Raw genomic sequence first — 24732 nt, forward strand, 5'->3', positions numbered from 1 at the left:
GTTAATCTTTCAATTTGCGAATAATGGTAGTGAATCCTTTTATTACTTCCCAGCCGCCGCCATGTGCTTTCCTCACGCGTAACAGGTAGTAGTAAGTACCGTCGTTCAGACCGTCTCCTTTCCAGGTATTCTGGTAGTTACGCTGACGGAATACTTCGTTACCCCAACGGTTCACTATAATCAGTTCGTTTTCAGCATAATTATTCAGACCACGTATTTCAAACACATCGTTCTTACCGTCACCATTTGGCGTGAACAGTGGTGCTATTCTGAGGTCAGATGCCAGGATGGTAATCTTAACTACAGCCACGTTGGTTTCATAGCCGGCAATGGTGCTGACACGGTAACTGAAGTCATCTTCACCGGCATAGGAGTTATCCGGCAGGTATCTGATTGTACCATCTTCATTGACAGTCACAGTACCATGTTTAGGTATGGTAACGATGGTAAGGGTACCCAGGCTGAAGGAGGATGACTGCGGATCGTCGTTATCCAGCACCGGAATGATCACGGGCGTAGCAGTACGTGTTTCGGCTTCATCGTCATTCGCTACCGGCTGGCCAGGCAATACTGTTTCAGTAGGTGTGTTATTGTTCAGCATTGTACCAGAGATGTCGCTCACAGTAGCATTATCCGTTGTATTAGCGGTAACAGTTGCCGTGTTGAGCACAGTACCATTTTCCCTATCCTGATCAGTGAGCAGATATACCGATGTGAGGGTAACAGAGTTACCAGGCATCAGTACGCCGCTGTAGGTTTTGGTTTCGTTCAGTTTCGGATCAGTTACCACGATATTGACCAGCGGCACATTACCAGTATTGGTCACATTGAATATATAGGTAATGGTGTTACCATTTAAGGTACCGACCTTTACCAGTCCGACAGCAGGCTCCTGAACGATGATGATAACCGCAATATTGACAGTGACCGTCACGGTGCCGCCGTTACCATCGCTGATAGTGATGGTGAAGCTATCATTACCTGTAAAGTTGGTAGCAGGCGTATATATGTAGGTACCGTCTGCGTTAACGAGGGCAGTACCGTTGGCGGGCGGTGTAGCGAGTGTGTAGGTTAATACATCTCCATCTACATCGCTACCGGTTACAGCGCCGCTTACAGGCGTATTCTGCAGGGTAGTTCGCATATCGCCGGTACCAGTTGGCGGGTCATTAACCGGTAGGATGGTAATGATCAGGACAGCAGTATCACAAAGGCTTGGAGTACCATTATCACACACCTGGTATACCAGGCTATCGAGGCCGTTATAGTCAGCGTTAGGAGTATAAATGAAGCTACCGTCTGCATTCAGGACAACTGTGCCGTTAGCAGGAGCAGTAACCAGGGCTGCAGTGAGGGCGTTGCCTTCCGGATCCGTATCGTTTAACAATACATTGCCAGTTCCTGACTGATCTTCCAGGATGGTGAGCGAGTCATTCAGGGCTAGGGGCGCATTGTTACCTGCCGTAATAGTGAGTCTTAGTACAGCAGTGTCGCACAGGCTTGGAGTGCCATTATCACATACCTGGTAGACGAGGCTATCCAGACCTGTATAGTTAGCATTCGGTGTGTAGGTGAAGGTACCGTCTGCATTCAGGAGCACTGTGCCATTCATTGGTGCAGTAACCAGGCTGAAGGTAAGTACGTCACCTTCCGGATCGGAATCATTAATTGACACGTTACCGGTACCTAACTGGCCCTGTACTACAGTCAGAGAGTCGTCTACGGCTATCGGTGCATTATTTACCGGCGTAATAGTGAGTCTTAGTACAGCAGTGTCGCACAGGCTTGGAGTGCCGTTATCACATACCTGGTAGACGAGGCTATCCAGGCCATGGTAGTCAGCGTTTGGCGTATAAGTGAAGCTACCATCTGCATTCAGGACTACTGTACCATTAACAGGGGCAGTTACCAGACTTGCAGTTAAGGCGTCTCCTTCTATATCCGTATCGTTAGTTAATACATTGCCGGTACCTATCTGGTCTTCTGCTATAGTCAATGAATCATCTACTGCCACCGGTGCATCATTCACCGGCGTAATAGTGAGTCTGAGTACAGCAGTATCGCACAGGCTTGGAGTGCCGTTATCACATACCTGGTAGACCAGGCTATCCAGGCCATTGTAGTCGGCGTTCGGGGTATAGGTGAAGCTACCATCTGCATTCAGGACTACTGTGCCGTTAGCAGGGGCCGTTACCAGGCTAGCTGTCAGGGCATCTCCTTCTATATCCGTATCGTTAGTCAGTACATTACCTGTACCTATCTGGTCTTCTGCTATAGTCAATGAATCATCTACTGCTACAGGAGCATCATTTACCGGCGTAATAGTGAGTCTAAGTACAGCAGTATCGCAAAGACTTGGAGTACCATTATCACACACCTGATAGACGAGGCTATCCAGGCCATTGTAATCTGTGTTAGGAGTATAGGTGAAGCTACCATCTGTATTCAGGACTACTGTACCATTAACAGGAGCAGTTACCAGACTTGCAGTCAGGGCATCTCCTTCAATATCCGTATCATTTGTCAGTACATTACCTGTACCTACCTGGTCTTCTGCTATAGTTAGAGAGTCATCTACTGCTACCGGTGCATCGTTCACCGGTGTAATAGTGAGTCTTAAGATAGCGGTATCGCAAAGGCTTGGTGTACCATTATCACATAGCTGGTAGACAAGGCTATCCAGGCCATTGTAATTGGCGTTCGGGGTATAGGAGAAGCTACCGTCTGCGTTCAGGACTACTGTACCATTTACAGGGGCAGTAACCAGGCTTGCGGTTAAGGCATCTCCTTCTATATCCGTATCGTTAGTTAGTACATTACCGGTACCTATCTGGTCTTCTGCTATAGTTAGAGAGTCATCTACGGCTACCGGTGCATCGTTGACTGGCGTAATAGTGAGTCTAAGTACAGCAGTATCGCAGAGGCTTGGTGTACCGTTATCACATACCTGGTAGACCAGACTATCCAGACCATTGTAATTGGCGTTTGGAGTATAGGTAAAGCTACCATCTGCGTTCAGGACTACTGTACCATTAACAGGAGCAGTAACCAGACTTGCAGTTAAGGCGTCTCCTTCTATATCGGTATCATTAGTTAATACATTACCGGTACCTACCTGGTCTTCTGCTATCGTCAATGAATCATCTACGGCTACCGGTGCGTCGTTCACCTGCGTAATTGTGAGTCTCAGTACAGCGGTATCACAAAGGCTTGGAGTACCATTATCACATACCTGGTAGACGAGGCTGTCCAGGCCATTGTAATTGGCATTAGGGGTATAGGTGAAGCTACCATCTGCATTCAGCACAACTGTGCCGTTAGCAGGGGCCGTTACGAGACTTGCGGTTAAGGCGTCTCCTTCTATATCCGTATCATTAGTTAGTACATTACCTGTACCTATCTGGTCTTCTGCTATAGTTAGAGAATCATCTACAGCCACCGGTGCATCATTGACAGGTGTAATAGTGAGTCTTAAGATAGCGGTATCGCAAAGGCTTGGAGTACCGTTATCACATACCTGGTAGACGAGGCTATCCAGGCCATTGTAGTCGGCGTTAGGAGTATAGGTGAAGCTACCGTCTGCATTCAGGACTACTGTACCGTTAACAGGGGCAGTTACCAGACTTGCAGTTAAGGCGTCTCCTTCTATATCAGTATCATTAGTCAGTACATTACCTGTACCTACTTGGTCTTCTGCTATAGTTAGAGAGTCATCTATGGCTACCGGTGCATCATTGACAGGTGTAATAGTGAGTCTGAGTACAGCAGTATCACACAGGTTTGGAGTACCATTATCACATACCTGGTAGACGAGGCTATCCAGGCCATTGTAATCGGCGTTAGGGGTATAGGTGAAGCTACCGTCAGCATTTAGTACTACTGTACCGTTGGCAGGGGCAGTTACCAGACTTGCTGTTAAGGCGTCTCCTTCTATATCCGTATCATTAGTTAATACATTACCTGTACCTATCTGGTCTTCTGCGATAGTTAGAGAGTCATCTACTGCCACCGGTGCATCGTTGACCGGTGTAATAGTGAGTCTTAAGATAGCAGTGTCACACAGGCTTGGTGTGCCATTATCACATACCTGGTAGACGAGGCTATCCAGGCCATGGTAGTCGGCGTTAGGAGTATAGGTGAAGCTACCGTCTGCATTTAGTACTACTGTACCGTTAGCAGGTGCGGTTACCAGGCTTGCGGTTAAGGCGTCTCCTTCTATATCCATATCATTAGTTAATACATTACCTGTACCTACCTGGTCTTCTGCTATAGTTAGAGAGTCATCTATGGCTACCGGTGCATCATTGACAGGTGTAATAGTGAGTCTTAAGATAGCGGTATCGCAAAGGCTTGGTGTACCATTATCACATACCTGGTAGACCAGACTATCCAGGCCATTGTAATCGGCGTTTGGCGTATAGGTGAAGCTACCATCTGCATTCAGGACTACTGTACCATTAACAGGGGCAGTTACCAGACTTGCAGTTAAGGCATCTCCTTCTATATCCGTATCATTAGTTAATACATTACCTGTACCTACCTGGTCTTCTGCTATAGACAGAGAGTCATCTACTGCTACAGGAGCATCGTTGACTGGCGTAATAGTGAGTCTCAGTACAGCAGTATCACAAAGGCTTGGTGTACCATTATCACACACCTGGTAGACCAGGCTATCCAGGCCATTGTAGTCTGCGTTAGGGGTATAGGTGAAGCTACCGTCCGCATTCAAGACTACTGTGCCGTTGGCAGGGGCAGTTACCAGGCTTGCAGCCAGGGCATCTCCTTCGATATCCGTATCATTTGTCAGTACATTACCTGTACCTACCTGGTCTTCTGCTATAGTCAATGAATCATCTACTGCGACAGGAGCATCGTTTACCGGCGTAATAGTCAGTCTGAGTACCGCAGTATCACACAGGCTTGGTGTGCCGTTATCACATACCTGGTAGATCAGACTATCCAGGCCATTGTAGTCGGCGTTCGGGGTATAGGTGAAGCTACCGTCTGCATTCAGGACTACTGTACCGTTAACAGGTGCGGTAACCAGGCTAGCTGTCAGGGCGTCTCCTTCTATATCTGTATCATTAGTTAATACATTACCTGTACCTACCTGGTCTTCTGCTATCGTCAATGAATCATCTACAGCTACCGGTGCATCATTCACAGGCGTAATAGTGAGTCTGAGTACAGCAGTGTCACACAGGCTTGGAGTGCCGTTATCACATACCTGGTAGACCAGACTATCCAGGCCATTGTAATCGGCGTTCGGTGTATAGGTGAAGCTACCGTCTGCGTTTAGGACTACTGTACCATTGACAGGGGCAGTTACGAGACTTGCGGTTAAGGCATCTCCTTCTATATCAGTATCATTAGTTAATACATTACCTGTACCTACCTGGTCTTCCGCTATCGTCAATGAATCATCTACTGCGACAGGGGCATCGTTGACTGGCGTAATAGTGAGTCTCAGTACAGCAGTATCACAAAGGCTTGGTGTACCATTATCACACACCTGGTAGACGAGGCTATCCAGGCCATTGTAATCGGCGTTAGGTGTATAGGTGAAGCTACCATCTGCATTCAGGACTACTGTACCGTTAACAGGGGCAGTAACCAGACTTGCAGTTAAGGCGTCACCTTCTATATCCGTATCATTAGTTAATACATTACCTGTACCTACCTGGTCTTCTGCTATAGTAAGAGAGTCATCTACGGCTACAGGTGCATCGTTGACAGGCGTAATAGTGAGTCTCAGTACCGCGGTATCGCAAAGGCTTGGTGTGCCATTATCACATACCTGGTAAACAAGGCTATCCAGGCCATTGTAGTCAGCGCTCGGGGTATAGGTGAAGCTACCGTCTGCATTCAGGACTACTGTACCATTAACAGGAGCAGTTACCAGACTTGCGGTTAAGGCGTCTCCTTCTATATCCGTATCGTTAGTTAATACATTGCCGGTACCTACCTGGTCTTCTGCGATAGTTAGAGAGTCATCTACGGCTACCGGAGCATCGTTTACCGGCGTAATAGTGAGTCTAAGTACAGCAGTGTCGCAAAGGCTTGGTGTGCCATTATCACATACCTGATAGACCAGGCTATCCAGGCCATTGTAATCGGCATTAGGGGTATAGGTGAAGCTACCATCTGCATTCAGGACTACTGTACCATTAACAGGGACCGTTACGAGACTTGCGTTTAACGCATCTCCTTCTATATCCGTATCGTTAGTCAGTACATTGCCTGTACCTACCTGGTCTTCTGATATAGTTAGAGAGTCATCTACGGCTACCGGTGCATCATTGACAGGTGTAATAGTGAGTCTAAGTACAGCAGTATCGCAAAGGCTTGGAGTACCATTATCACATACCTGGTAGACCAGACTATCCAGGCCATTGTAGTCGGCGTTAGGAGTATAGGTGAAGCTACCATCTGCATTCAGCATAACTGTACCATTAACAGGTGCAGTTACCAGACTTGCAGTTAAGGCGTCACCTTCTATATCCGTATCATTAGTTAATACATTACCTGTACCTACCTGGTCTTCTGCTATAGTAAGAGAGTCATCTACGGCTACAGGTGCATCGTTGACAGGCGTAATAGTGAGTCTCAGTACCGCAGTATCGCAAAGGCTTGGTGTGCCATTATCACATACCTGGTAGACGAGGCTATCCAGGCCATTGTAGTCGGCGTTCGGGGTATAGGTGAAGCTACCGTCTGCATTCAGGACTACTGTACCATTAACAGGGGCAGTTACGAGACTTGCGGTCAGGGCGTCTCCTTCTATATCAGTATCATTAGTTAATACATTACCTGTTCCTATCTGGTCTTCTGCTATAGTTAGAGAGTCATCTACTGCGACAGGGGCATCGTTCACCGGAGTGATAGTGAGTCTGAGTACAGCAGTGTCACACAGGCTTGGAGTGCCGTTATCACATACCTGGTAGATCAGACTATCCAGGCCATTGTAGTCGGCGTTAGGAGTATAGGTGAAGCTACCATCTGCATTTAGTACTACTGTGCCGTTAACAGGGGCAGTAACCAGGCTTGCGGTTAAGGCGTCTCCTTCTATATCCGTATCGTTAGTTAATACATTGCCGGTACCTATCTGGTCTTCCGCTATAGTTAAAGAGTCATCTACAGCGACAGGGGCATCGTTCACCGGTGTTATACCTAATGGTACTGTTGCAGTCGCCTGCATAGCACCTCCACTACCGGTATTACCATTGTCTGAAATCTGTACAGTGAGTAACACCGTTGCCGGCGGATGCTGAGAAGACAGGTAATTAACCCTGTTCGCAACCAGGAATGCATTGATATCTGCAATAGAACCGCTCAGTACTAATGCAGCCGGCGTACCGGTTACAGTAACACCAGCACCAGATACAGCACTTAAGGTTCCCTCCGGCACTGAAAATGTAACTGTAACAACTCCTGTACCGGCATCTATATCCGAGAAAGAAATATCCTTCAGTGAAGCAGGTACATCTTCTGTTACTGCTATGCTTGTTGGGGTAGTGATCTGCGGAGCATCGTTCACTGGCTGGATATTAATGGTCATTCTCGCAGTAGCTGCAGAATAAGAAGTACCATCATATGCCCTCCAGTCAAAACCTGTCGTTCCGGACCAATTAGCGGTAGGAGTAAATGTTATATTTCCCAGTTGTGCAACTGGTACATCCTGGCCTACTGTAATTACAACGCCATTCAGTCGGAAGCTACCATTCAACGGAAGACTAGTAATTCTGACGCTGGTCAGTGGTGCACCATCCGGGTCTGTATACTGGTCTGTAAAGTTAGTAGCTGTAAAGGCTAATACATTGTCTTCGTTACCGGTAACTGCATTATCCGTAATAACCGGTAAACCATTTACAGTGGCCGACACTGTAAATGTATAATCAGCCCGGTCAGCGTCAGTCTCGTTATTAATAATACGTACTACTGCTGTATATACACCTACCGGGTGCGCCGCCGGATCAAAGCGTACAACAAAATTAGTAGTTTGCCCAACAAGCAACGATGTCAGAACAGGCTGTGTAGCAATCGAAAAACCAGGATCGCCGGATACAAAACTAATAGTTGGCGTACCGGTTAAGTTGATCACACCAGTGCCAACATTACTAATCGTGAAGGTGCGGTCAATAGTAGTAGCGATCGTAACGCCAAAATCCGTATTGTCTAGCGGACTTACCGTAGTGCTATTGTCGGCAATAACTGTCGTATTACCAACCACATTAATGCGTGGGTCTGTCAGTATTACAATCGTTGTCGTAGATGCCGGCCCGGTCTCCAGTCCGTCATTTAATACGGTTGTAATAATCCTGTTAGTAGTATTAGGCGATGGATTGGTATTCAGATACTCAATCATTCCCAGTGCAGTAACATAATCTGCATGAGATGCAACACCTGTCAGTATAATGGTACCTGATCCGCTACCTGTTGCTGTAATACCTGCAGGCAACGTTCCGTTGATAAAGATTGACTCCGCAGCGCCATCCAGCCTATTTGTAAGTGTAATTGTTGCTGTGGCGATTGTCAGTCCGCCGGGATCGAGAATGCTCAGATCTGCGTCTGTTATTTCCGCTCCGGTTGCGCTACCCGCATTGAAATAATTCAGATAATTATAATTGCCAACGGCACCGGAACTATGGTCAGGATCCAGGTTAGGAACCGGACAGTTATTTACATTTAATGTTTGGGTGATGAGGTTATTATCATAATTACATTCTCTGTATACCGAATTTTGGGTAGCAAGTGAACTTAATGTAAAAGGTGTACCTACAGCATTCCCAACTCCTCCGGGTACGAAACTACCATTATCATTGAGTAAGATAGTCAGATCGACATTCAGATCGATAAAATTACTCATATCAATATCGAAGCTGAATACTTTACACTCTCCCTCCAGCAGATCTTCAGGGAAATTAGCTGTATGCAGCAATACTGCTGCCGGATCGGTAGTAGGGTCTCCGTGATAGAATGAAACCGGCATTCCTCCACTACTATTACCCGCACCCGGGTTACAGACATTAAAGGTAGCAGTAATCACTTTACAGGAAGGCCCCTTCGCTAGCGTGATGCCTGTAGAGTCAAAAGCAACATCTGGTCTTGCTCCATAATAGTCCATCGCTAACAGAAACTGATAGTCAGGATTCGCTAAACCTGTTCTATTGGTAACTGTCAGTTGCGTTTTATCTGCTGATAAGGAAAACAGGATATCGTAGTTAGTAGGACCTTTAAACCCTACTGTATTGCCATGAGAACGTGTGCTGGTATTATTCAGCGGTACACTCTTGAATGCGTAGTTGTCATCTCTTCTGTTAGCATTATCAAGACCTACCTGCTGATAAAAGTAACCGGTAGCTGTCTCTGTGGTAAGATCTATATAAGCATAGGCCGCAATAGCATTTTCATTACTCTCTCTGTCAGTATTACAAGCGTTACCCGTCTGGTTAAAGTATATAGTATTGGTACCCGGAGGGATATTAAATGTCCTGCTGATACCTGCTGTAGAACTAACGCCCTTAGGTATAGCCTGAATATCAGAGTTAATAAATTCAGCGCTCATCCCCTGTCCTACCCTGGTGTAAAACTCGACAACATAAGCGTCGTCAAAGTCCCGGGCATAACTGGCATCTCTGCGGATTACCAGGTTGGTACCACTCACATATATCTGTGGATTGTAAATACCAACAGCACCCGGAGAAACACGTTTGCCGGCGATATCTCCGGTGACGGCGGCCGAAGAAAGGAAGTTCATAGTAGAAGCGCTTGATAGGTTGTTGACCACATAAGTTGATCTTCTATCGTCAGCGCCTCCATTGGCAAGTGTAACAAATCCATCTGTCAGGCCAGCGTCCAGGTCAATGGTTACACGGAGGTTGGAATAACCTTCTTCCGTACCTGCAGATGTATTCAGGTCTACTGCACTCGAGTTAGTACCTTTTCCTGAGATGCAAACAATACTGGCTCCTGCCGGAATCGGTATGGTCAGATTGGTATTTGCAGCTCCTGTACCATGCAGTAAAGCCCTTACTTCTGGCGTAAGGGGATTGATGGAGTTGTTGTAAGGCGACACATACTCAACGTAATACGACGAGTGAATAGATGTCTCACTTTCCTGTATTGTCAGGGTATTACCTGCAACAACGAAATTGACATTGTTGAGATTAGGCGTTGCATCTCCGATCTTACCTGCATCAGGGATAAAACTGCCCAACGGCTGTCTTAACCATCCATACAGGTTTGTACCTGAGCCATCAACAAAGGTGTTCTTGGCATAGTTTACATAACCTGAAGATGTATTACTCGCCAGATCGATAATTGCATTAACAGTGATGAAATCCTCATCACCCATCGGATTATCTGCAATAGTTGTAAGTCCCGTCTCTGACGAGATATAAACTGTTATTGACCTGGTACCGGCAGGGATATTAAAAACCGGAGCAGCACCACCTGGTGCCCTGTATCTGGCCTCAATGCCTAATATATCTCCTTTCTTACCACCACTAGGGTTGCAGGGGCTAAAGGGCATCTGGCCAAACGTGACCAAAGAACAAAGTATCAGGCCTAAACCTGATAAAACGTTTACGATAAGTCTTTTCATAGATATAGCAAGAGGTAGTCCACAGACAACCGTTATTCATAAGGTATAGGTAATGGTGTATACATTATTACACATTGCGAGGGAAGATAGGGGTAGGTTATTCAATTCCGATAATCTGACCTACAGTGATAATATGATTACCAGTCCTATATCGAGCAAATATATAAAAATATCCAAATAACATAAATGATTATATACGTAAAACGGGGCTCTGAAATTGTGTATCATTTTCTACATTGAAACACAATCTATTGTCGAACATATTTTTTTAAGAAACTTTTAATAAAAAAGTAACCGTTATTTTATGTTGACTGCTCATTGTTCACACATTCATTGAATATCAACGCATTCCGCCTCCAGCAAGCCTTTCCCGAACATTAAACTGTTAATACGATGGGTGTAAAACCAACATATTTGATTCATTACTAAATCTATAGCCCAGTAAAACAAGCATTTTTTGGCACGCAACACGTTTCATATTTAATATATACGTCCAGAGAACCTCTTCAGATGTTATAGATATAAAATAATCAACCAGTGTCTTGACATACTGATCCAAGTAACAAACAATCCTGTAATAGTTATTAGAATAAACTCGTCTGGGTAGCGCTTCCTTTCGGATAATCATTGCCTAAATCAGGGAGATTAGGCCATTCCCAATAAGCATCCTTTGGCTTACCGTCAGGGCGGACTTTTTTACTATTCAAAGTGAATACTGTATGATAATCCAACTGGTCAGACGGTATAGCGTAACTTAACAGCTCTTTCACATCTCCTTTTGTACGGGCAGGCGATATCCACTGTTTCGCCATATCCAGGGGCAGGAACAAAGGCATACGGTGCGGATTGTTACCACCGTTGTGTATCTGACGCATTACTTCATTAGCGGCAGTTGTGATGATAGTAAAACTACCCACTTCTATCAGGCGTCCCTGGTTATCATGTTCATGATGCAGCTGATACATGCCAGGTATATAAAAAGGGTGAAACACTGGCTGCTGATTCGTACGTATGGCATAGGGTACTTTATTATTCCAGCCATGTATATGCCTGTACTCGAATATGTTTGTAACAGGCACTAACACAGGCTTTCTTACCAGTCCTGATTTGAACCAGAAAGAGCTTTCATCCAATACGCGTTCTGCCCTGGCATTCACCATATCCATCCTTCTGGAAGCTACTTTATCTCTGTCCTTCTCAAATGTCGGTACCACTCCCCACGCCATTTCTGTTAGCAATAGCCGGTCATCTTTCCGCGCGATAACATTGGTCTGCGGGAAGGAAGTAGCGTCAATATAAATCATACTGTCTGCATCAAACACTAACTGCTTTTCATTCTCAATCTCAGGGAATGCGTCTGCTGTTAAAGCTATTTCACAATGCATGGATATACTTCTGCACATAAATCATTTGATCATTTCGTAAAACAATACTTCCCGGCGCTGCTCTCCGGAAGTGATGACGGCCATAAACCTACCGTGTATCATCTTAAGCGTCACTTCAAATCCGCCAGCGTTCTTCATATTAAGCTGGCTTTTTATATAGCCATTTACCTTCTGCTTATATACCTGTGACAGCGTTTTACCTGCTATCGCATCCGGGGTAGTGCCATAAAAGAACTGATAGCCTGAAGACGGATCAAGTAACGGTAGTAGCCTGTCCCGATGCTCCGGATGATCCAGTTGGAGCATCTTTCCCTCGCCCTGTTGTAGTTCTGCAAGGTGTACCTGCGCTTCTGGCAGTGTCTGATAGGCAGTAGCCATAAAGCCTTTGTTCTCATGGACTCCAGGATACCTGAATACCTGCAGAATCAGGTAGTAATACCTGCGTTGAACCAGCATTTCTATGAAAGGAAGGTCCAGCGGCTCGAAGGGATTATATGTCAGCAACCGGCTCATATAACTATGATGTAAAAATATCAATAAAATCTCACTTCCACGCACCTACTATGCACTAAAAGAAAGCGGCACTGCTAATGCAATGCCGCCGTTATACGTACTATCAACCAATACCGTAGTGAAGATCTCTTCTCTGTCTTTACTATATGTCGATACTAAGAGTCAGGTATTGTCAGACTAATGACCTACCTTCTCTTTTACCTCTCCACATGTCATCATTGACTCACCAAAATAGGGATTTCTGATCTCCTCGACTCCGCTCAGCCAATAGCCACCTTTATCTTCCATTGCCATCGGACAGTAGTCCACATACAATACACCGCCTGCAACACCGGCCTGTTTCACCAGTCCGATCAACTCGTTGCTTAGCGTTGAGTATGCCTCCCGCTGCGCTTCTATGTCTGCTGTTGCTGTAATCTTTGCTGCACTCTGCGCCAGCGCCCCACCATCTTTCAATGCACCTGCACCGGCTTCAATAGCATTACCCGCCAGTTGCGCTGCTTTAGCATCACCATTTGTCAGGGCAGTGGTAAGCTGTGCATATTGCTGGTACACTGCATTCAACTTATCGTCCTTCAGCTGCACCGCTGTAGCTGAAATGGTAGCTGTAGACACAGCCTCCTGTTCCCCTTCTTTAACACTAGTATTGTTCGTTGGCGCATTACGGCAAGCTGTCAGCAGAAATATTGCTGATACTGGTAATACTGCTACTTTCATGAGTTGTTTCATATATGTTTACGTTTTATAAAGGGTGTTGCTGTTAAACAGGATCTGCCCCTTTCTTTAGTATATACTCGGAGTATAAGAGATAAGCGCCGGTAACAACAACCTTGTCTCCCTCGTCAAGGCCATCGCTGATCTCAACGCTGTCAAAGTTTTCCATACCGGTGGTTACCTCGCGTGCCTCGAACTTTCCGGGAGCTGTTTCTACCCAGACGTGGGCTCCTTTACCGCTTCGGATGACAGCATCTACCGGCAAACTAATCACATCATCACTGCTTTTTACGGGCAATAGTACATTGACCTGCTGGCCGGGCTGCCAGCGGTTACCGGCATTATTAACGGTACCCCTGATCTGCAATAGCTGTGTGGATGTCTGCAATGCAGGATTTATGAACTGTATAGCCATCATCTGCGGGTCCTGCTCACTTCCTGCAACGACCACCTTTACCGACTGCCCTACATGAATGAACGCTGCCTCGCCAGGGTAGATATCTGCTTCTACCCACAACTGGTCGTATCCCTCCAGGCGCATAATGGCTCCTCCCTCTGGTACATACTGCCCTTCAGCGGTCATCACTTCTGCTATTATTCCGCTGGCGCTGGCTGCATAAGTCACATATGGGCTCACCTTCCCAGATCTAACCAGTGCGTCAATCTGGGTTTCCTGCTGATCATATAATAACAGCTTCTGACGCGCTGCTTGTTCTATCTGCCTGAAGCGCGCATCATCCGGGAAATGTTTTACCTGCGCTACGGCCAACAGATATTCCTGTTGCAAGGCGTTCAGCTGTTCAGAATAAATCCTGTATAACGGCTGGCCCTTGTTCACTTTTACGCCTGTCTCTTTCACATACAACATCTCTATCCTTCCGGCTACCCTGCTGGATACCACCATTGTTTTCTCCGGATTAGCAGCCAGCCGCCCATTCAGTTGCCGGAAGTCTGATAGTCCGCCGGCACCCACTACCATTGTCGTAATGTTTGCCAGCCTGACCTGACTCTCTCCCAGCGTCAATGATGCCTCTTTGTTGTTTTTATCGAACGGTACGAGGTCCATACCGCATATCGGGCAGGTTGCCGGCGCATGCTGTATAATCTGAGGATGCATGGGACAGGTATAAGTCTGCTGTTGTGCTGCGGCCGCTTCCTGCTTAACAGGCGCTTTACATGCCGCCAGCAGCAGTGCGGGCATTAGTGCCACCAGACCGGCGATCTTTAAGAAGTTCTTCCTTTCCATATTGCTGTTATCTCTTTATTGATCTGTTTTAATGAAGCTCTCGCTGTCCACCAGATAGTGTGCGCTGGCTGCTACGTCCCATACGCTGATATCCGTTTTTACCTGTACCATACCATTTACTGTCGCTCCTGTCTCTACTTCCACCGGTGTATATATCTCATTATTCTTCCTGAATACTACTGCCTTCTTACCCAGCTTCCATACTGCTTTCGCCGGTAGCCACCATCCTTCGTTGTATACTACAGGGATGTTACCGGTCAGCAACTGTCCTACCTGTAGCTGGTTCCCTTTCAGATATACCCGGGCCCGTGTAAAATTCATCCCGTTTTTAAAGACTGGCTCTATGAGTCCGATACTTCCTGCTTGCAGTACGTTCCCATTGCCGGCAGGTGCAAACAAGATCTTCTGGCCCTGGCGCAGACTTGCAGCAAGACTGGCAGGAAAGGCAAATTCGGCCACCAGGGATTGTGCATGATAGATAGTAAACAGTGACTGTCCGGCGTTGACATACTGTCCTTCGCGTAACAATACAGGTGCGGTAGCAGGTACAGAGAGCACTGATGTGGCTGTGCCGCCAGTGCCACCTCCGGACATACCATCCATCCCGCCGCCATCACTGGCAGCTGCCGGCATAGCGGCAGGCGCAGGAGTAACTGGTACGGAAGACTTTTCCAATATATAACCATCGCTGTTGCTATACACAGGTATACGATATGACACTGTACCTGTTTTTAATACCTGGGCAATCTGTTCCTGCTGCATTCCCAGCAATAACAGGCGTTGCTTTGCTGCATCCAGCAGCCCGCTACCCTGCTGTGCTACATATAGCATCTCCCGCTGTGCAGCTGCCAGGTCGGGGGAGTATATCTCCATAATCAATTGCCCTTTTCTTACCGGCTGATAGTTATACCTGATCAGCAGCCGTTCTACTCTTCCTCCTACTCGGCTGGCAATACTGGTCTGGTTACGGGTATCATAGGTTACGACTCCCTGCACTTCACTATTGTAAATACGCATACCTGTCTCTGCACGTGTCACGGGTATAGTAGCTATCACCTGGGCATTGACGGGCTTTGTCTGGCGGGTAATGCCGCTATCGATCGTCTGCTCTGTATGCCCATGTTTTTGTACCAGGTCCATATTACACACCGGACAGGTACCGGGTGCTGTACGTACCACGTCCGGGTGCATCGGACAGGTATACTGCTGCATAACCGTCTGTTCCGCATGCGGCGCTTTTTCCGTGGTGGAAGTACAGGCTGTCAATCCGCCGATGGCTACTACTGTTAGCAGAGATATATTAACGATATAACTGTTTCTCATAATCAACTATCATTTCATAGAGTTTCAACTTCTCATCCAGCACATTCGACTGCATCATGGTGAGCGCTTCCCAGGCATCTATCACAGCGGCGAGTGCCAGTTTATTTTCCTGGTAATTCAGGAAGCTGACATCCAGCGTCTGACGTAATGCCGGAACGATCTTTCGCTCCATCCCTTCTATCCTTTGCTGCATAGACTGTATCTCGTATTGCATCCCGTACAGCATACCCTGCGTTTCCTGGAGCATTGCAGCTCTTTCCTTTTCCATAGCCTGCACGTTATACTCCATGGACCTGATACCAGACCTGTACATCTTTGAAGACCAGGGCGCGATTGGTATACTGATCATGCCCATGGCACTGAATGCTTTAGGCATCATGTCACCCAGGGGAGACATATGATCAAACCGCACCCTGAAGTCAGGACGTTTCTCCTGCTGCATACTCCGGATATTGAGCTGCATGGAGTGTATGCTTTCATCCATCTTCAGCACATCCTTACGGGCGGTGGCCAGGGAAGCCGTATCGTAGGAAGCGCCGGCAGTAAACTGCGGCTCATAACTGGTATCTATCTCGAATACCTGGTTGCCGGGGGCATTCATTATACTGTTCATCCACGCTCTTGCCCGGGCAATATTCCCCTCTTGCATCAGGATCATGTTACGGTTGTCCTCAATCTTTGCGGTAGCTTTGAACACACCACTCAACTGGGACTGGTTGTAAGGGAACCGGACTTCCTCAATTTTCTTCATGGTCTGCATGATCTGTCCATTTTCCTTCAGCAACACGATCCTCTGCCTGGCGATCAGCCAGTTGAAATAAAGGCGTTTTACCTGCGATTTAAGCTCGTTTAAGGTAATATCCCGGGTTGCGCGTACTACGTTACCCTGTGAGGCGATATAGGCCTTCTTTGCGCTTAATTTGGCCGGATTAGGAATGTCCTGCTCCACCTGGAACATCAGACTACCTTTATCCCTGCCATCCATGACGTTCTGTCCGGGGTAAGGCGTCATAAACGTACCTGCTCCAAACATGGGGGCCATCCAGGCGGTTGCGGCGTCTGCCTCATACTTATAGCCTTCTGCTTTCAGTGCATAGGATTGCAGCAACAGGTTATTCCGGTCCACGCGCTGAAGAATTGTATCCAGCGGCAGGACCACCGTCTGCTGTGCTGCCAGCCGTACCGGCACACTGACGACAAACAGTAGTATATATCTAGTGATTTGTTTCATGGATTTCTATTTTTCCGTACTTGCGTAATTCATATTCCTTCGTGAGCAGGAAAATCAGCGGTGTGACCAGCAGGATATGCGTAGAAGAGGTCAGTACACCACCGATCATCGGCAGTACGATCGGCTTCATCAGGTCAGTGCCTACGCTGGTGGCCCATAATACCGGCACCAGCCCGAACAGGGACACGCATACTGTCATGAGTTTAGGGCGTAAGCGCTTCGCCGCTCCATATATCACCGCCTGACGCAGATCTTCCCGCGTGATCGTTGCTGCGGAGTTACCTTTCTCTTTCACCAGCTGCTGCATGGCATCATTCAGGTAGATTACCATCACAATACCTGTCTCCACTGCTATTCCGAAGAGGGCAATAAACCCTACCGCTACTGCCACTGACAGGTTCACGCCCCAGAAATAGATCATATAAGCGCCCCCTATCAGTGCAAAAGGCACTGTTATGAGGCTGAGGAATGCTTCTCTTACTGAATGGAAGGCAAAGTAGAGTGAGAAGAAAATAATCAGCAGTACTACTGGTGCGATCCATAGGAGGGTCTGCTGACCACGGATCAGGTTTTCGTACTGACCACTCCATTCCAGGTAATACCCCTGCGGCAGGATGCCGTTTGACTGACTCATTTTACTGATAGCCTCATCCACAGTGCTACCGAGGTCCCTGCCACGTACATTGAACAGTACCGCGCCACGCAGCATGGCATTGTCGGAAGTGATCATCGGCGGACCGTCCTCAAACTTTACATCTGCGACAGAGGACAATGGTACTTCTCCGAATGAAGGCGACATAAGGGGAATACGTTTGATCTGCTCCACGCTGTTACGGTATTCCTGGGCCAGGCGTACACTGATAGAGAAACGTTGCCGGCCTTCAATAGTATTACCTACCGGCGCACCGCCCAACGCCGTTTCTACTGTCTGATTCACATCATCAACGGTCAGACCATATCTGGCCAGGTCGCCTCTCCGCACGTCTATGCTCAGATATTTACCACCGGTTACGGGTTCTACATACAGATCTGCAATACCCGCTGTACCTTCCAGTGCAGCCTTTACCCGTTCAGATACGGCCGCAATCGTATCCAGTTGCTGGCCATATACCTTCACTCCTACATCGGTGCGGATACCTGTAGCCAGCATATTGATACGGTTAATGATAGGCTGTGTCCATCCGTTCACTACACCAGGTATCTGCAACCGGGCATCCAGCTCATTGATAATGTCTTTTTTAGTCTTGCCTTCCCGCCATTTATCTTTCGGCTTCAGCATGATAATCGTCTCAATCATGCTCAGAGGCGAGTTGTCTGTAGCGGTACTCGCTCTTCCGGCTTTACCCAGCACCTTATCTACTTCAGGTACTGATTTGATGATCTTATCCTGTACCTGCAAAATCCGCTTCACTTCTGCATTGGATACATCCGGCAGGGTAACCGGCATAAACAGGATACTCTGCTCATCCAGGGGTGGCATAAACTCACTGCCCAGGCTTTTCAGTAATGGTATAGTTATCACCAGGGCAATGACATTGATAGCGATGGTCGTCTTTCTCCATTTCAGTACTCCCCTGATTACCGGCTCATAGATACGTTCCAGTATCCGGTTGACAGGATTGGCATTATCCGGTCTGAACTTCCCTTTCATAAAGAACGAGATCAGGACGGGGCCAAGAGTAATCACCAGGAAAGCATCCATAACCATGATAAATGTCTTGGTATAGGCCAGCGGATGGAATAGCTTCCCCTCCTGCCCTGTCAGCATAAAAACAGGCAGAAAAGAGGTAATAATGATAATCGTTGCGAAGAATACGCCGCGGGAGACCTGTTTACTGGACTGTTCTATTATCTTCAGTCTTTCTTCTTCCGTGATCCAGTCGGGCGATCGTCTCCTTATTTTCTTTAACCAATTCATAATCTCGTTTATTTTTTCTGCTGGCGCTCCCATTCAGCATATCGTTCAGCAAGATTTTTATAAGCATTCTCGCTCATGATGATGCCATTATCTACTATCACCCCTATCGCGAGCGCGATACCTGTTAAAGACATAATGTTGGAGGATATACCAAAAGCATTCAGTAGTATAAAGCTGGCTGCGAGTGTAATAGGTATCTGTATAATAATGCTGAGCGCACTACGCCAGTGAAACAGGAAGATGATAACAACAACAGATACGACAATCATTTCCTCTATCAGTGTATGCCTGATAGCATCCACCGACTCTTTGATCAGTTCTCCCCTGTCATAAACAATATCAAACTTCACCCCATCCGGGAAGCCTTTTGATACCTCCTGCATCTTAGCCTTTACCTTCTCTATGACGGTGGCTGCATTTTCTCCATAGCGCATTACCACGATGCCGCCGACACGCTCTCCTTCACCGTCCTGATCAAAGATGCCCAGCCGCGTTTCTCCGGTCATTTGTACCGAGGCCACATCTGCTACACGTACCGGAATGCTGTTCTGGGTCTTTACCGATATGTTTTCTATTTCACCCACTGACTGCAGGTAACCGGAGGTTTTGATGATATAACCAATATCGCTCAGCTCAAACTTCCGACCGCCTGATTCATTGTTGTTGGCGCGTACAGCATTGATCACATCTGCTACTGAGAGCCTGAAGTACAGCAGTTTATTAGGGTCTACTGTGATCTGGTATTGCTTCTGAAAGCCTCCGAAAGAGGCAATTTCACTGACACCTTCTACGTTCTGCAAGGCAAATTTTACGTACCAGTCCTGCAGCGCGCGCTGCTCTCCCAGGTCCATACCAGGTGCATGCAGGGTATACCAGAGTATATGTCCTACGCCGGTACCGTCGGGACCCAGCTGCGGACTAACCCCTGCCGGCAACGTCCGGGAGACGGTACTAAGCCTTTCCAATACCCGTTCCCTTGCCCAGTAGACATCTACATCGTCATTGAAGATGACATAAATGAAACTCATGCCAAACATAGAGGTGCCTCGTACATATTTGATCTTTGGTAATCCCTGGAGGTTGGTCACCAGTGGATAGGTGATCTGATCTTCGATCAGCTGAGGTCCTCTTCCCATCCATTCAGTAAAGACAATCACCTGGTTTTCTGACAGGTCGGGAATAGCGTCAATCGGATTCTTTTTAACGGAGTATACTCCCCAGGCAAACAGGGCGATTGCCATGACCAGTACAATAAATCTGTTGCGTAACGACCATTCAATAATGCGATGTATCATATCTCTTCTTTTCTGTAACCGGATGTGACAAGGTCTGCTGCCACATCCGGACTGTTTACGTTAAATACCGGAAAGCAGCGTTAATGCTGGTGCTGGTGAGCAGGTTCAGCGCCGGTAGCCTGCTGTCCTTTACGGGTATACAGGCAGCAACCCGGCAGTTTTGCATATACTGCATCTGACGCGGTGGCGTTATCGGTATCATGGCCTGCTGCAGCAACTTTCTTCTGAATATCATCACTGCTGATCTTAGCCGGATCATAGGAAACAGTCATCATCTTGGACTTCACGTTCCATTCTGCTTTCTTAACACCTTCTACTGCCAGCGCTTTCTCTACCCGGTTTTTGCACATACCGCAGTTACCGTATACTTTAAAGGAAGCTTTCTTTGCTGATTGAGCGAAGGCGGAAGACGCACCCAGGACAGACATCAGTGCGATGGAAAGAGAGATTACTTTTTTCATGCTTTATATTATTTGAGTCGTTTGAATAAAGGGTAATATTTATCTGTACACAGGCAGGTGTCCATATGTGCAGATGGGAAGATGTGTAGAGAATAAGTCAGTATAAACGGACAATTAAGCCTCAAATCATCAATTCCTTATGCAGGGATATTGACGAGGATATATAAGCTATACAGCAGCATGTCTGTAGGCCGGATGGCAATGCAGATAGCAATCAGTAAAAGCTGAAGCTGTCCGGAGTAAAAGGAGACTTATTGATTGAGAGGCACCGGTGTGTTATGCAAATGGAATGCATATCAGGAGATGTACACCGGTATAAGGGTTGATCAAACGCGGAAAACACAATTCAGCACATGTATATGCACACAACACCCTCCTGGCGGGGCGTTGGTAACAGGATATTCTTCTGCAATAGCTGTGGTGTGTACAGGCCGGCTGTCGAAATAATAAACAGGATTGGCTACAGCAACCAGCTGCATGCCATGTGCTACATTCTCAGTAGCTTTCTGGTCTTTCTCCAGTTTAACGGTTTTATGCTCGTCCTTACAGCATTTTTTTGCGCGCATCTTACCGGCAGACGTGCGGCCGCATTTACTGCATTGCTTTGCCTTCGCTTCGCTATGCCATAACTGCACTCCTGTCAGCTCGCCCATGCAATAGTGCATGTGCAGGGTAGCACCTGTAGAGGTACCCATGTATAAGACAGCTAATATGAGTGCAAGGACTTTCTTCATTACGGAACAAAAATAGTAGTAATTATCAGAAACTGTTTATATAATTTTTGTTTGTTTTTATATTTTATTACCAGACCTATACCGATTAGATAATTTCTAACCCTTGTTCGAACCGGCTTTAACAAAACTACAATCGTCTGTTACTGGGCAGTAAATACCTGCAAAATGCACTGCGGCAGCCCCTCCGCGGGTTTTAGTACATTTACATTTCACCAGTATTTATGAACTATGGCAAAACAAACTTCACTGATCACCTTTACCGGAAGACTGGGTAACATGATCGGATATAAGAGAAACGGCAGGCTGTTCCTGCGCAATATGCCGCAGCAGGTACGGCAGACGAGTGGCACCCGGCGGGCAGCGCTGCGCTTCGGAAAAGCCAGTCAGCGGGCAGCAATGGTCCGTCGGAGCGTCAAAGGGCTGCTGGATGTATGCTGTGACAGCAGTCATATTAACCGGCTTACCAGTCAGCTCATTCCTTCAGGTGGCAGTAATATCGGATCATTAACAGGGTTCAGGTTCAACAAAGAGGCCAGTATCACCCGTTTCTTTACAGAGATGCCGGTATTGTCGAAGTCGGGCATATTACGCATTCCGTCGCAGGCTATACCTGCTATCAAGGGCATTGATGCGTTACAGGTAAAAGTGATCGCCACACGTATCAACTTCAGTACACGGGAGATGACCGGCGCAATGAGTCATATATTTACTGTAGTAACCGGAGCAACATTCGCAGGATATAGCACAGAGATAGATGTTCCCGGTACAGGTATATTGTTTATCACCTTACAGGTATGCGGTATAAGTGAAGGACTTATTACCGGGAATAGTCAGCTGATGGCAGCAGATATTATTGCAGTACGGGAGCAAGCAACTCCCGCATGCGTTACTGTAAAAACGTACGCTAAAGAAAAGGATACTGTTGGTGATACTTTCCGTCAAAGGACAATGGCAGTCAGCCGCCGACTGACCGCCTATATCCAAAGAGAGTGATCCGGTGCTGCCTTAGTACGATATACTGGTGAATGAACAATACGATAAGACAACCATCCGCATTATACCATTTATACCGCTTTCCTGTTTGCTGTAATGGCCTCCCAGCCATGAAACGGCCTTGCTATTGCCTGCATATTCCTGCATTATCTTCACTTACCCACAATCGCCTGAAATACGGGGCAATGCACATCACCGTATTAAGTCCACGTCTACATCTATGCGATCAGGTCCGTTATATACTCTTAACAGGTACCAGCAATACATCAGTTATAAGAACAGTATACCGAATACAGGCTATACCCTGAGCGCTCCGCGGAAGCCTCTTACAGCGTAATACGATTGTGCGCCGTTGTGGTAAACAAACACCTGGTCATATCTGCGATCGCCGAAGATAGCGCCACCCAGTTTTCTGATAGCAGCGGGGGTAGCGAGCCAGCTGGAAGTTTTAGTATCAAATTTACCTAGTTCCTGCAATGCGCGGTACTCTTCTTCATTCAGCAGTTCAATGCCCATATCAGCAGCCATATCCACCGCACTATCTGCAGGTTTAAACTCTTTCCTAGCTTCCAGTGCGTCCCCGTCGTAACATACGTTACGGCGGCCTTTAGGCGTTTCAGCAGCACAATCGTAAAAGATATATTCACCGGTCTTTTTATCGAATGCCACTACATCGGGTTCACCTTCTGTACTTTCCATAGCATTCAGCGACCATTGTTTTGCGGGATCTGCTTCCAGCTTAGCCTGTACCTGTGCCCATTCAATGCCCTTGTGCCTGTGCATGTTCTTTTCAAAACGCGCCTTCAATGTCTTAAACAGTTCATCACGTTCTGCCGTGGAGAGTTTCTTTTTACCGGCGGCTACTTTAGTCATAGCGATCTATTTTTCAGTTAAGTAAGTAAAGAGGAAATATGCTTGTCAGGCGATTGTTATTATAGTCCCATAGCAGGGATCCCTGTTGCCGGCTGACCTACCTTTCTCTCTGCCGGTCTGAAGTACCAGGAGATGACAGTTAATACCAGTAACAGCAGAGAGGGTGCTGTTTCTCCGAGTGAATCGCCCATGGTGATGTGGGAAATGGCGGCTCCGGACATAGCAAAGAAAAAGCCGGCATACGCCCATTCTTTCAATATGGGTAAGCGGGGCAGCAATATTGCGAGTACACCGAGCAACTTCCAGATACCCAGTATTGTGAGGAAGTACACCGGATAGCCGAGGTGTGTCATCATATCAACTTCATCCTTCAGCTTCATTAACTGTACCACCGCTGTTGACACCATACCTAATGCTAACCAGCAGGTAAAGATCCAATAGATAATCTTGTTTCTTTTTTTCATAACGGGCTATTTTAGTTTGTGAACAATTTCCTGTAAACGGTCGTGGGCCATATTAATGCCGTAGGCAAACGGTAGTTTGAGCATCTGGTCCCTGAGTTCATTTGATTTGTAAATGACGTGCATGGTAAGTTTACTCGTGTTGTCGGTGAGCGCTTCAAAATCCAGGAACTCCAGTTGCACGTCGAAAGGGGCGTTTTCCATCTCAAAGGTACGGGTGATTTTCTTCTCCGGGATAAACTCATGATAAGTGCCATTGGCGCGAAACATTACATTGCCTTTAGGGTCGCTGGTCTCGAATTGCCAGCAGCCATGCTTCCTGCTCTCGAGCTTTACGACTTTGGTACCCATCCATTGAGCCAGCAGTTCAGCTTCTTCATATGCTTTAAACAGCAGCGCAACAGGCAGGTCAAACTCTCGGGTAATGGTGAGATCATGGCGGCCTTCCGCCGCATGTACCTGGGTTTTCCGTTCCATGAGGTATTATTTTTTAGGTGTGTAATTTTTCATCAGCGCTTCTAATTTATTGAATCTGTCATCCCACAGTTGCCGGAAGGGTTCAATAAAGTCTGCTATCTCTTTCATCTTTTTTCCGTTGAGGTGATAATAAATTTCTCTCCCGTTCTGCTCCTGCTCCAGTAACTCACACTCAATCAATATCTGCAGGTGTTTGGATACGGTCGGCCTGGCCGTGTCGAAATTGGCTGCGATAGCGCCTGCCGTCATGGAGTGGGAAGCTACCAACAGCAGTATGGCCCTTCTGGTAGGGTCTGCTATTGCCTGGAAAACATCGCGTCTTAAATTCATTATGTAGCTATTTGACTACAAATATATATGTAGTCATATAACTACACAAATTTTTCTTTGGCTTGAGGCATATTCGCCATTCCTACAATGTCATTTTAAAATAACAGCAGTGAATATCTCTGCCGACAGTATGCACGAAACGGGAGGATCTGAAAAGATGGATCTGTGATCGTAA

Annotated in this window: 16 protein-coding genes; 1 reads left to right on the forward strand and 15 read right to left on the reverse strand. The window is 46.9% G+C overall.

Translation table 11 applies throughout. From position 1 onward, the window contains the following. Position 1 precedes the first annotated feature (1 nt). From K1Y79_RS01460 to K1Y79_RS01510, 11 genes are all read right to left on the reverse strand, one after another. The gene (locus K1Y79_RS01460) at positions 2 to 10603 is read right to left on the reverse strand and encodes an Ig-like domain-containing protein (RefSeq protein WP_220248220.1); all 10602 of its coding nucleotides are present in this window, start codon (positions 10601 to 10603) and stop codon (positions 2 to 4) included. Between the two features lie 584 nt (positions 10604 to 11187). Continuing rightward, positions 11188 to 11988, reverse strand: a complete 801-nt coding sequence (locus tag K1Y79_RS01465) for an SOS response-associated peptidase (RefSeq protein ID WP_236059448.1) — start codon at positions 11986 to 11988, stop codon at positions 11188 to 11190. A gap of 21 nt (positions 11989 to 12009) precedes the next feature. Then, positions 12010 to 12501: a hypothetical protein gene (locus tag K1Y79_RS01470; protein WP_220248222.1), complete on the reverse strand. Its 492-nt coding sequence runs from the start codon at positions 12499 to 12501 to the stop codon at positions 12010 to 12012. Positions 12502 to 12678: 177 nt separating this feature from the next. After that, entirely contained in the window at positions 12679 to 13230 is a 552-nt protein-coding gene (locus tag K1Y79_RS01475; protein WP_220248223.1) for a DUF3347 domain-containing protein, read from the reverse strand. A 31-nt stretch (positions 13231 to 13261) separates the two neighbouring features. After that, positions 13262 to 14461, reverse strand: coding sequence for an efflux RND transporter periplasmic adaptor subunit (locus tag K1Y79_RS01480; RefSeq protein ID WP_220248224.1), 1200 nt, complete (start codon positions 14459 to 14461; stop codon positions 13262 to 13264). Between the two features lie 15 nt (positions 14462 to 14476). Beyond that, a complete protein-coding gene (locus K1Y79_RS01485) occupies positions 14477 to 15784 on the reverse strand; it encodes an efflux RND transporter periplasmic adaptor subunit (protein ID WP_220248225.1) in 1308 nt (435 codons plus the stop codon). After that, a complete protein-coding gene (locus K1Y79_RS01490) occupies positions 15762 to 17015 on the reverse strand; it encodes a TolC family protein (protein ID WP_220248226.1) in 1254 nt (417 codons plus the stop codon). Before K1Y79_RS01490 ends, K1Y79_RS01485 begins: the two co-directional genes overlap by 23 nt. Continuing rightward, positions 16999 to 18933: an efflux RND transporter permease subunit gene (locus K1Y79_RS29240; RefSeq protein ID WP_220248227.1), complete on the reverse strand. Its 1935-nt coding sequence runs from the start codon at positions 18931 to 18933 to the stop codon at positions 16999 to 17001. Before K1Y79_RS29240 ends, K1Y79_RS01490 begins: the two co-directional genes overlap by 17 nt. Before the next feature lie 8 nt (positions 18934 to 18941). Next, on the reverse strand, positions 18942 to 20228 hold the full coding sequence (locus K1Y79_RS29245) for an efflux RND transporter permease subunit (RefSeq protein WP_220248228.1): 1287 nt from the start codon (positions 20226 to 20228) through the stop codon (positions 18942 to 18944). Between the two features lie 80 nt (positions 20229 to 20308). Continuing rightward, on the reverse strand, positions 20309 to 20689 hold the full coding sequence (locus K1Y79_RS01505) for a heavy-metal-associated domain-containing protein (RefSeq protein WP_220248229.1): 381 nt from the start codon (positions 20687 to 20689) through the stop codon (positions 20309 to 20311). A gap of 326 nt (positions 20690 to 21015) precedes the next feature. Further along, complete coding sequence (locus K1Y79_RS01510) at positions 21016 to 21423, reverse strand: HYC_CC_PP family protein (RefSeq protein ID WP_220248230.1); 408 nt, start codon at positions 21421 to 21423, stop codon at positions 21016 to 21018. Positions 21424 to 21651: 228 nt separating this feature from the next. Here K1Y79_RS01510 and K1Y79_RS01515 point away from each other — a divergent pair, with 228 nt between their 5' ends. After that, positions 21652 to 22416 carry a hypothetical protein gene (locus tag K1Y79_RS01515; RefSeq protein WP_220248231.1) on the forward strand — a complete coding sequence of 255 codons (765 nt, stop codon included), beginning with the start codon at positions 21652 to 21654 and terminating at the stop codon, positions 22414 to 22416. A gap of 297 nt (positions 22417 to 22713) precedes the next feature. Here the strand turns inward: K1Y79_RS01515 and K1Y79_RS01520 are convergent, their stop codons facing one another. The 4 genes from K1Y79_RS01520 to K1Y79_RS01535 are packed head-to-tail and all read right to left on the reverse strand — an operon-like array spanning position 22714 to position 24557. Next, positions 22714 to 23289 carry a DUF4256 domain-containing protein gene (locus K1Y79_RS01520; protein WP_220248232.1) on the reverse strand — a complete coding sequence of 192 codons (576 nt, stop codon included), beginning with the start codon at positions 23287 to 23289 and terminating at the stop codon, positions 22714 to 22716. Between the two features lie 59 nt (positions 23290 to 23348). After that, entirely contained in the window at positions 23349 to 23753 is a 405-nt protein-coding gene (locus K1Y79_RS01525; RefSeq protein ID WP_220248233.1) for a DoxX family protein, read from the reverse strand. 6 nt (positions 23754 to 23759) lie between these two features. Then, positions 23760 to 24227, reverse strand: a complete 468-nt coding sequence (locus tag K1Y79_RS01530) for an SRPBCC domain-containing protein (protein WP_220248234.1) — start codon at positions 24225 to 24227, stop codon at positions 23760 to 23762. Positions 24228 to 24233: 6 nt separating this feature from the next. Beyond that, a complete protein-coding gene (locus K1Y79_RS01535) occupies positions 24234 to 24557 on the reverse strand; it encodes an ArsR/SmtB family transcription factor (RefSeq protein ID WP_220248235.1) in 324 nt (107 codons plus the stop codon). Between the last annotated feature and the right edge of the window lie 175 nt (positions 24558 to 24732).

This window comes from Chitinophaga rhizophila (genome assembly GCF_019492185.1).
Classification (GTDB): Bacteria; Bacteroidota; Bacteroidia; order Chitinophagales; family Chitinophagaceae; genus Chitinophaga; species Chitinophaga rhizophila.

Coding starts and splice junctions, on each gene's coding strand:
- K1Y79_RS01485 (WP_220248225.1), bottom strand. CDS start 15,784: ATGAGAAACAGTTATATCGTTAATATATCTCTGCTAACAGTAGTAGCC.
- K1Y79_RS01475 (WP_220248223.1), bottom strand. CDS start 13,230: ATGAAACAACTCATGAAAGTAGCAGTATTACCAGTATCAGCAATATTT.
- K1Y79_RS01465 (WP_236059448.1), bottom strand. CDS start 11,988: ATGCATTGTGAAATAGCTTTAACAGCAGACGCATTCCCTGAGATTGAG.
- K1Y79_RS01520 (WP_220248232.1), bottom strand. CDS start 23,289: ATGACTAAAGTAGCCGCCGGTAAAAAGAAACTCTCCACGGCAGAACGT.
- K1Y79_RS01525 (WP_220248233.1), bottom strand. CDS start 23,753: ATGAAAAAAAGAAACAAGATTATCTATTGGATCTTTACCTGCTGGTTA.
- K1Y79_RS01490 (WP_220248226.1), bottom strand. CDS start 17,015: ATGAAACAAATCACTAGATATATACTACTGTTTGTCGTCAGTGTGCCG.
- K1Y79_RS01460 (WP_220248220.1), bottom strand. CDS start 10,603: ATGAAAAGACTTATCGTAAACGTTTTATCAGGTTTAGGCCTGATACTT.
- K1Y79_RS29240 (WP_220248227.1), bottom strand. CDS start 18,933: ATGAATTGGTTAAAGAAAATAAGGAGACGATCGCCCGACTGGATCACG.
- K1Y79_RS01480 (WP_220248224.1), bottom strand. CDS start 14,461: ATGGAAAGGAAGAACTTCTTAAAGATCGCCGGTCTGGTGGCACTAATG.
- K1Y79_RS01530 (WP_220248234.1), bottom strand. CDS start 24,227: ATGGAACGGAAAACCCAGGTACATGCGGCGGAAGGCCGCCATGATCTC.
- K1Y79_RS01470 (WP_220248222.1), bottom strand. CDS start 12,501: ATGAGCCGGTTGCTGACATATAATCCCTTCGAGCCGCTGGACCTTCCT.
- K1Y79_RS01505 (WP_220248229.1), bottom strand. CDS start 20,689: ATGAAAAAAGTAATCTCTCTTTCCATCGCACTGATGTCTGTCCTGGGT.
- K1Y79_RS01535 (WP_220248235.1), bottom strand. CDS start 24,557: ATGAATTTAAGACGCGATGTTTTCCAGGCAATAGCAGACCCTACCAGA.
- K1Y79_RS29245 (WP_220248228.1), bottom strand. CDS start 20,228: ATGATACATCGCATTATTGAATGGTCGTTACGCAACAGATTTATTGTA.
- K1Y79_RS01510 (WP_220248230.1), bottom strand. CDS start 21,423: ATGAAGAAAGTCCTTGCACTCATATTAGCTGTCTTATACATGGGTACC.
- K1Y79_RS01515 (WP_220248231.1), top strand. CDS start 21,652: ATGGCAAAACAAACTTCACTGATCACCTTTACCGGAAGACTGGGTAAC.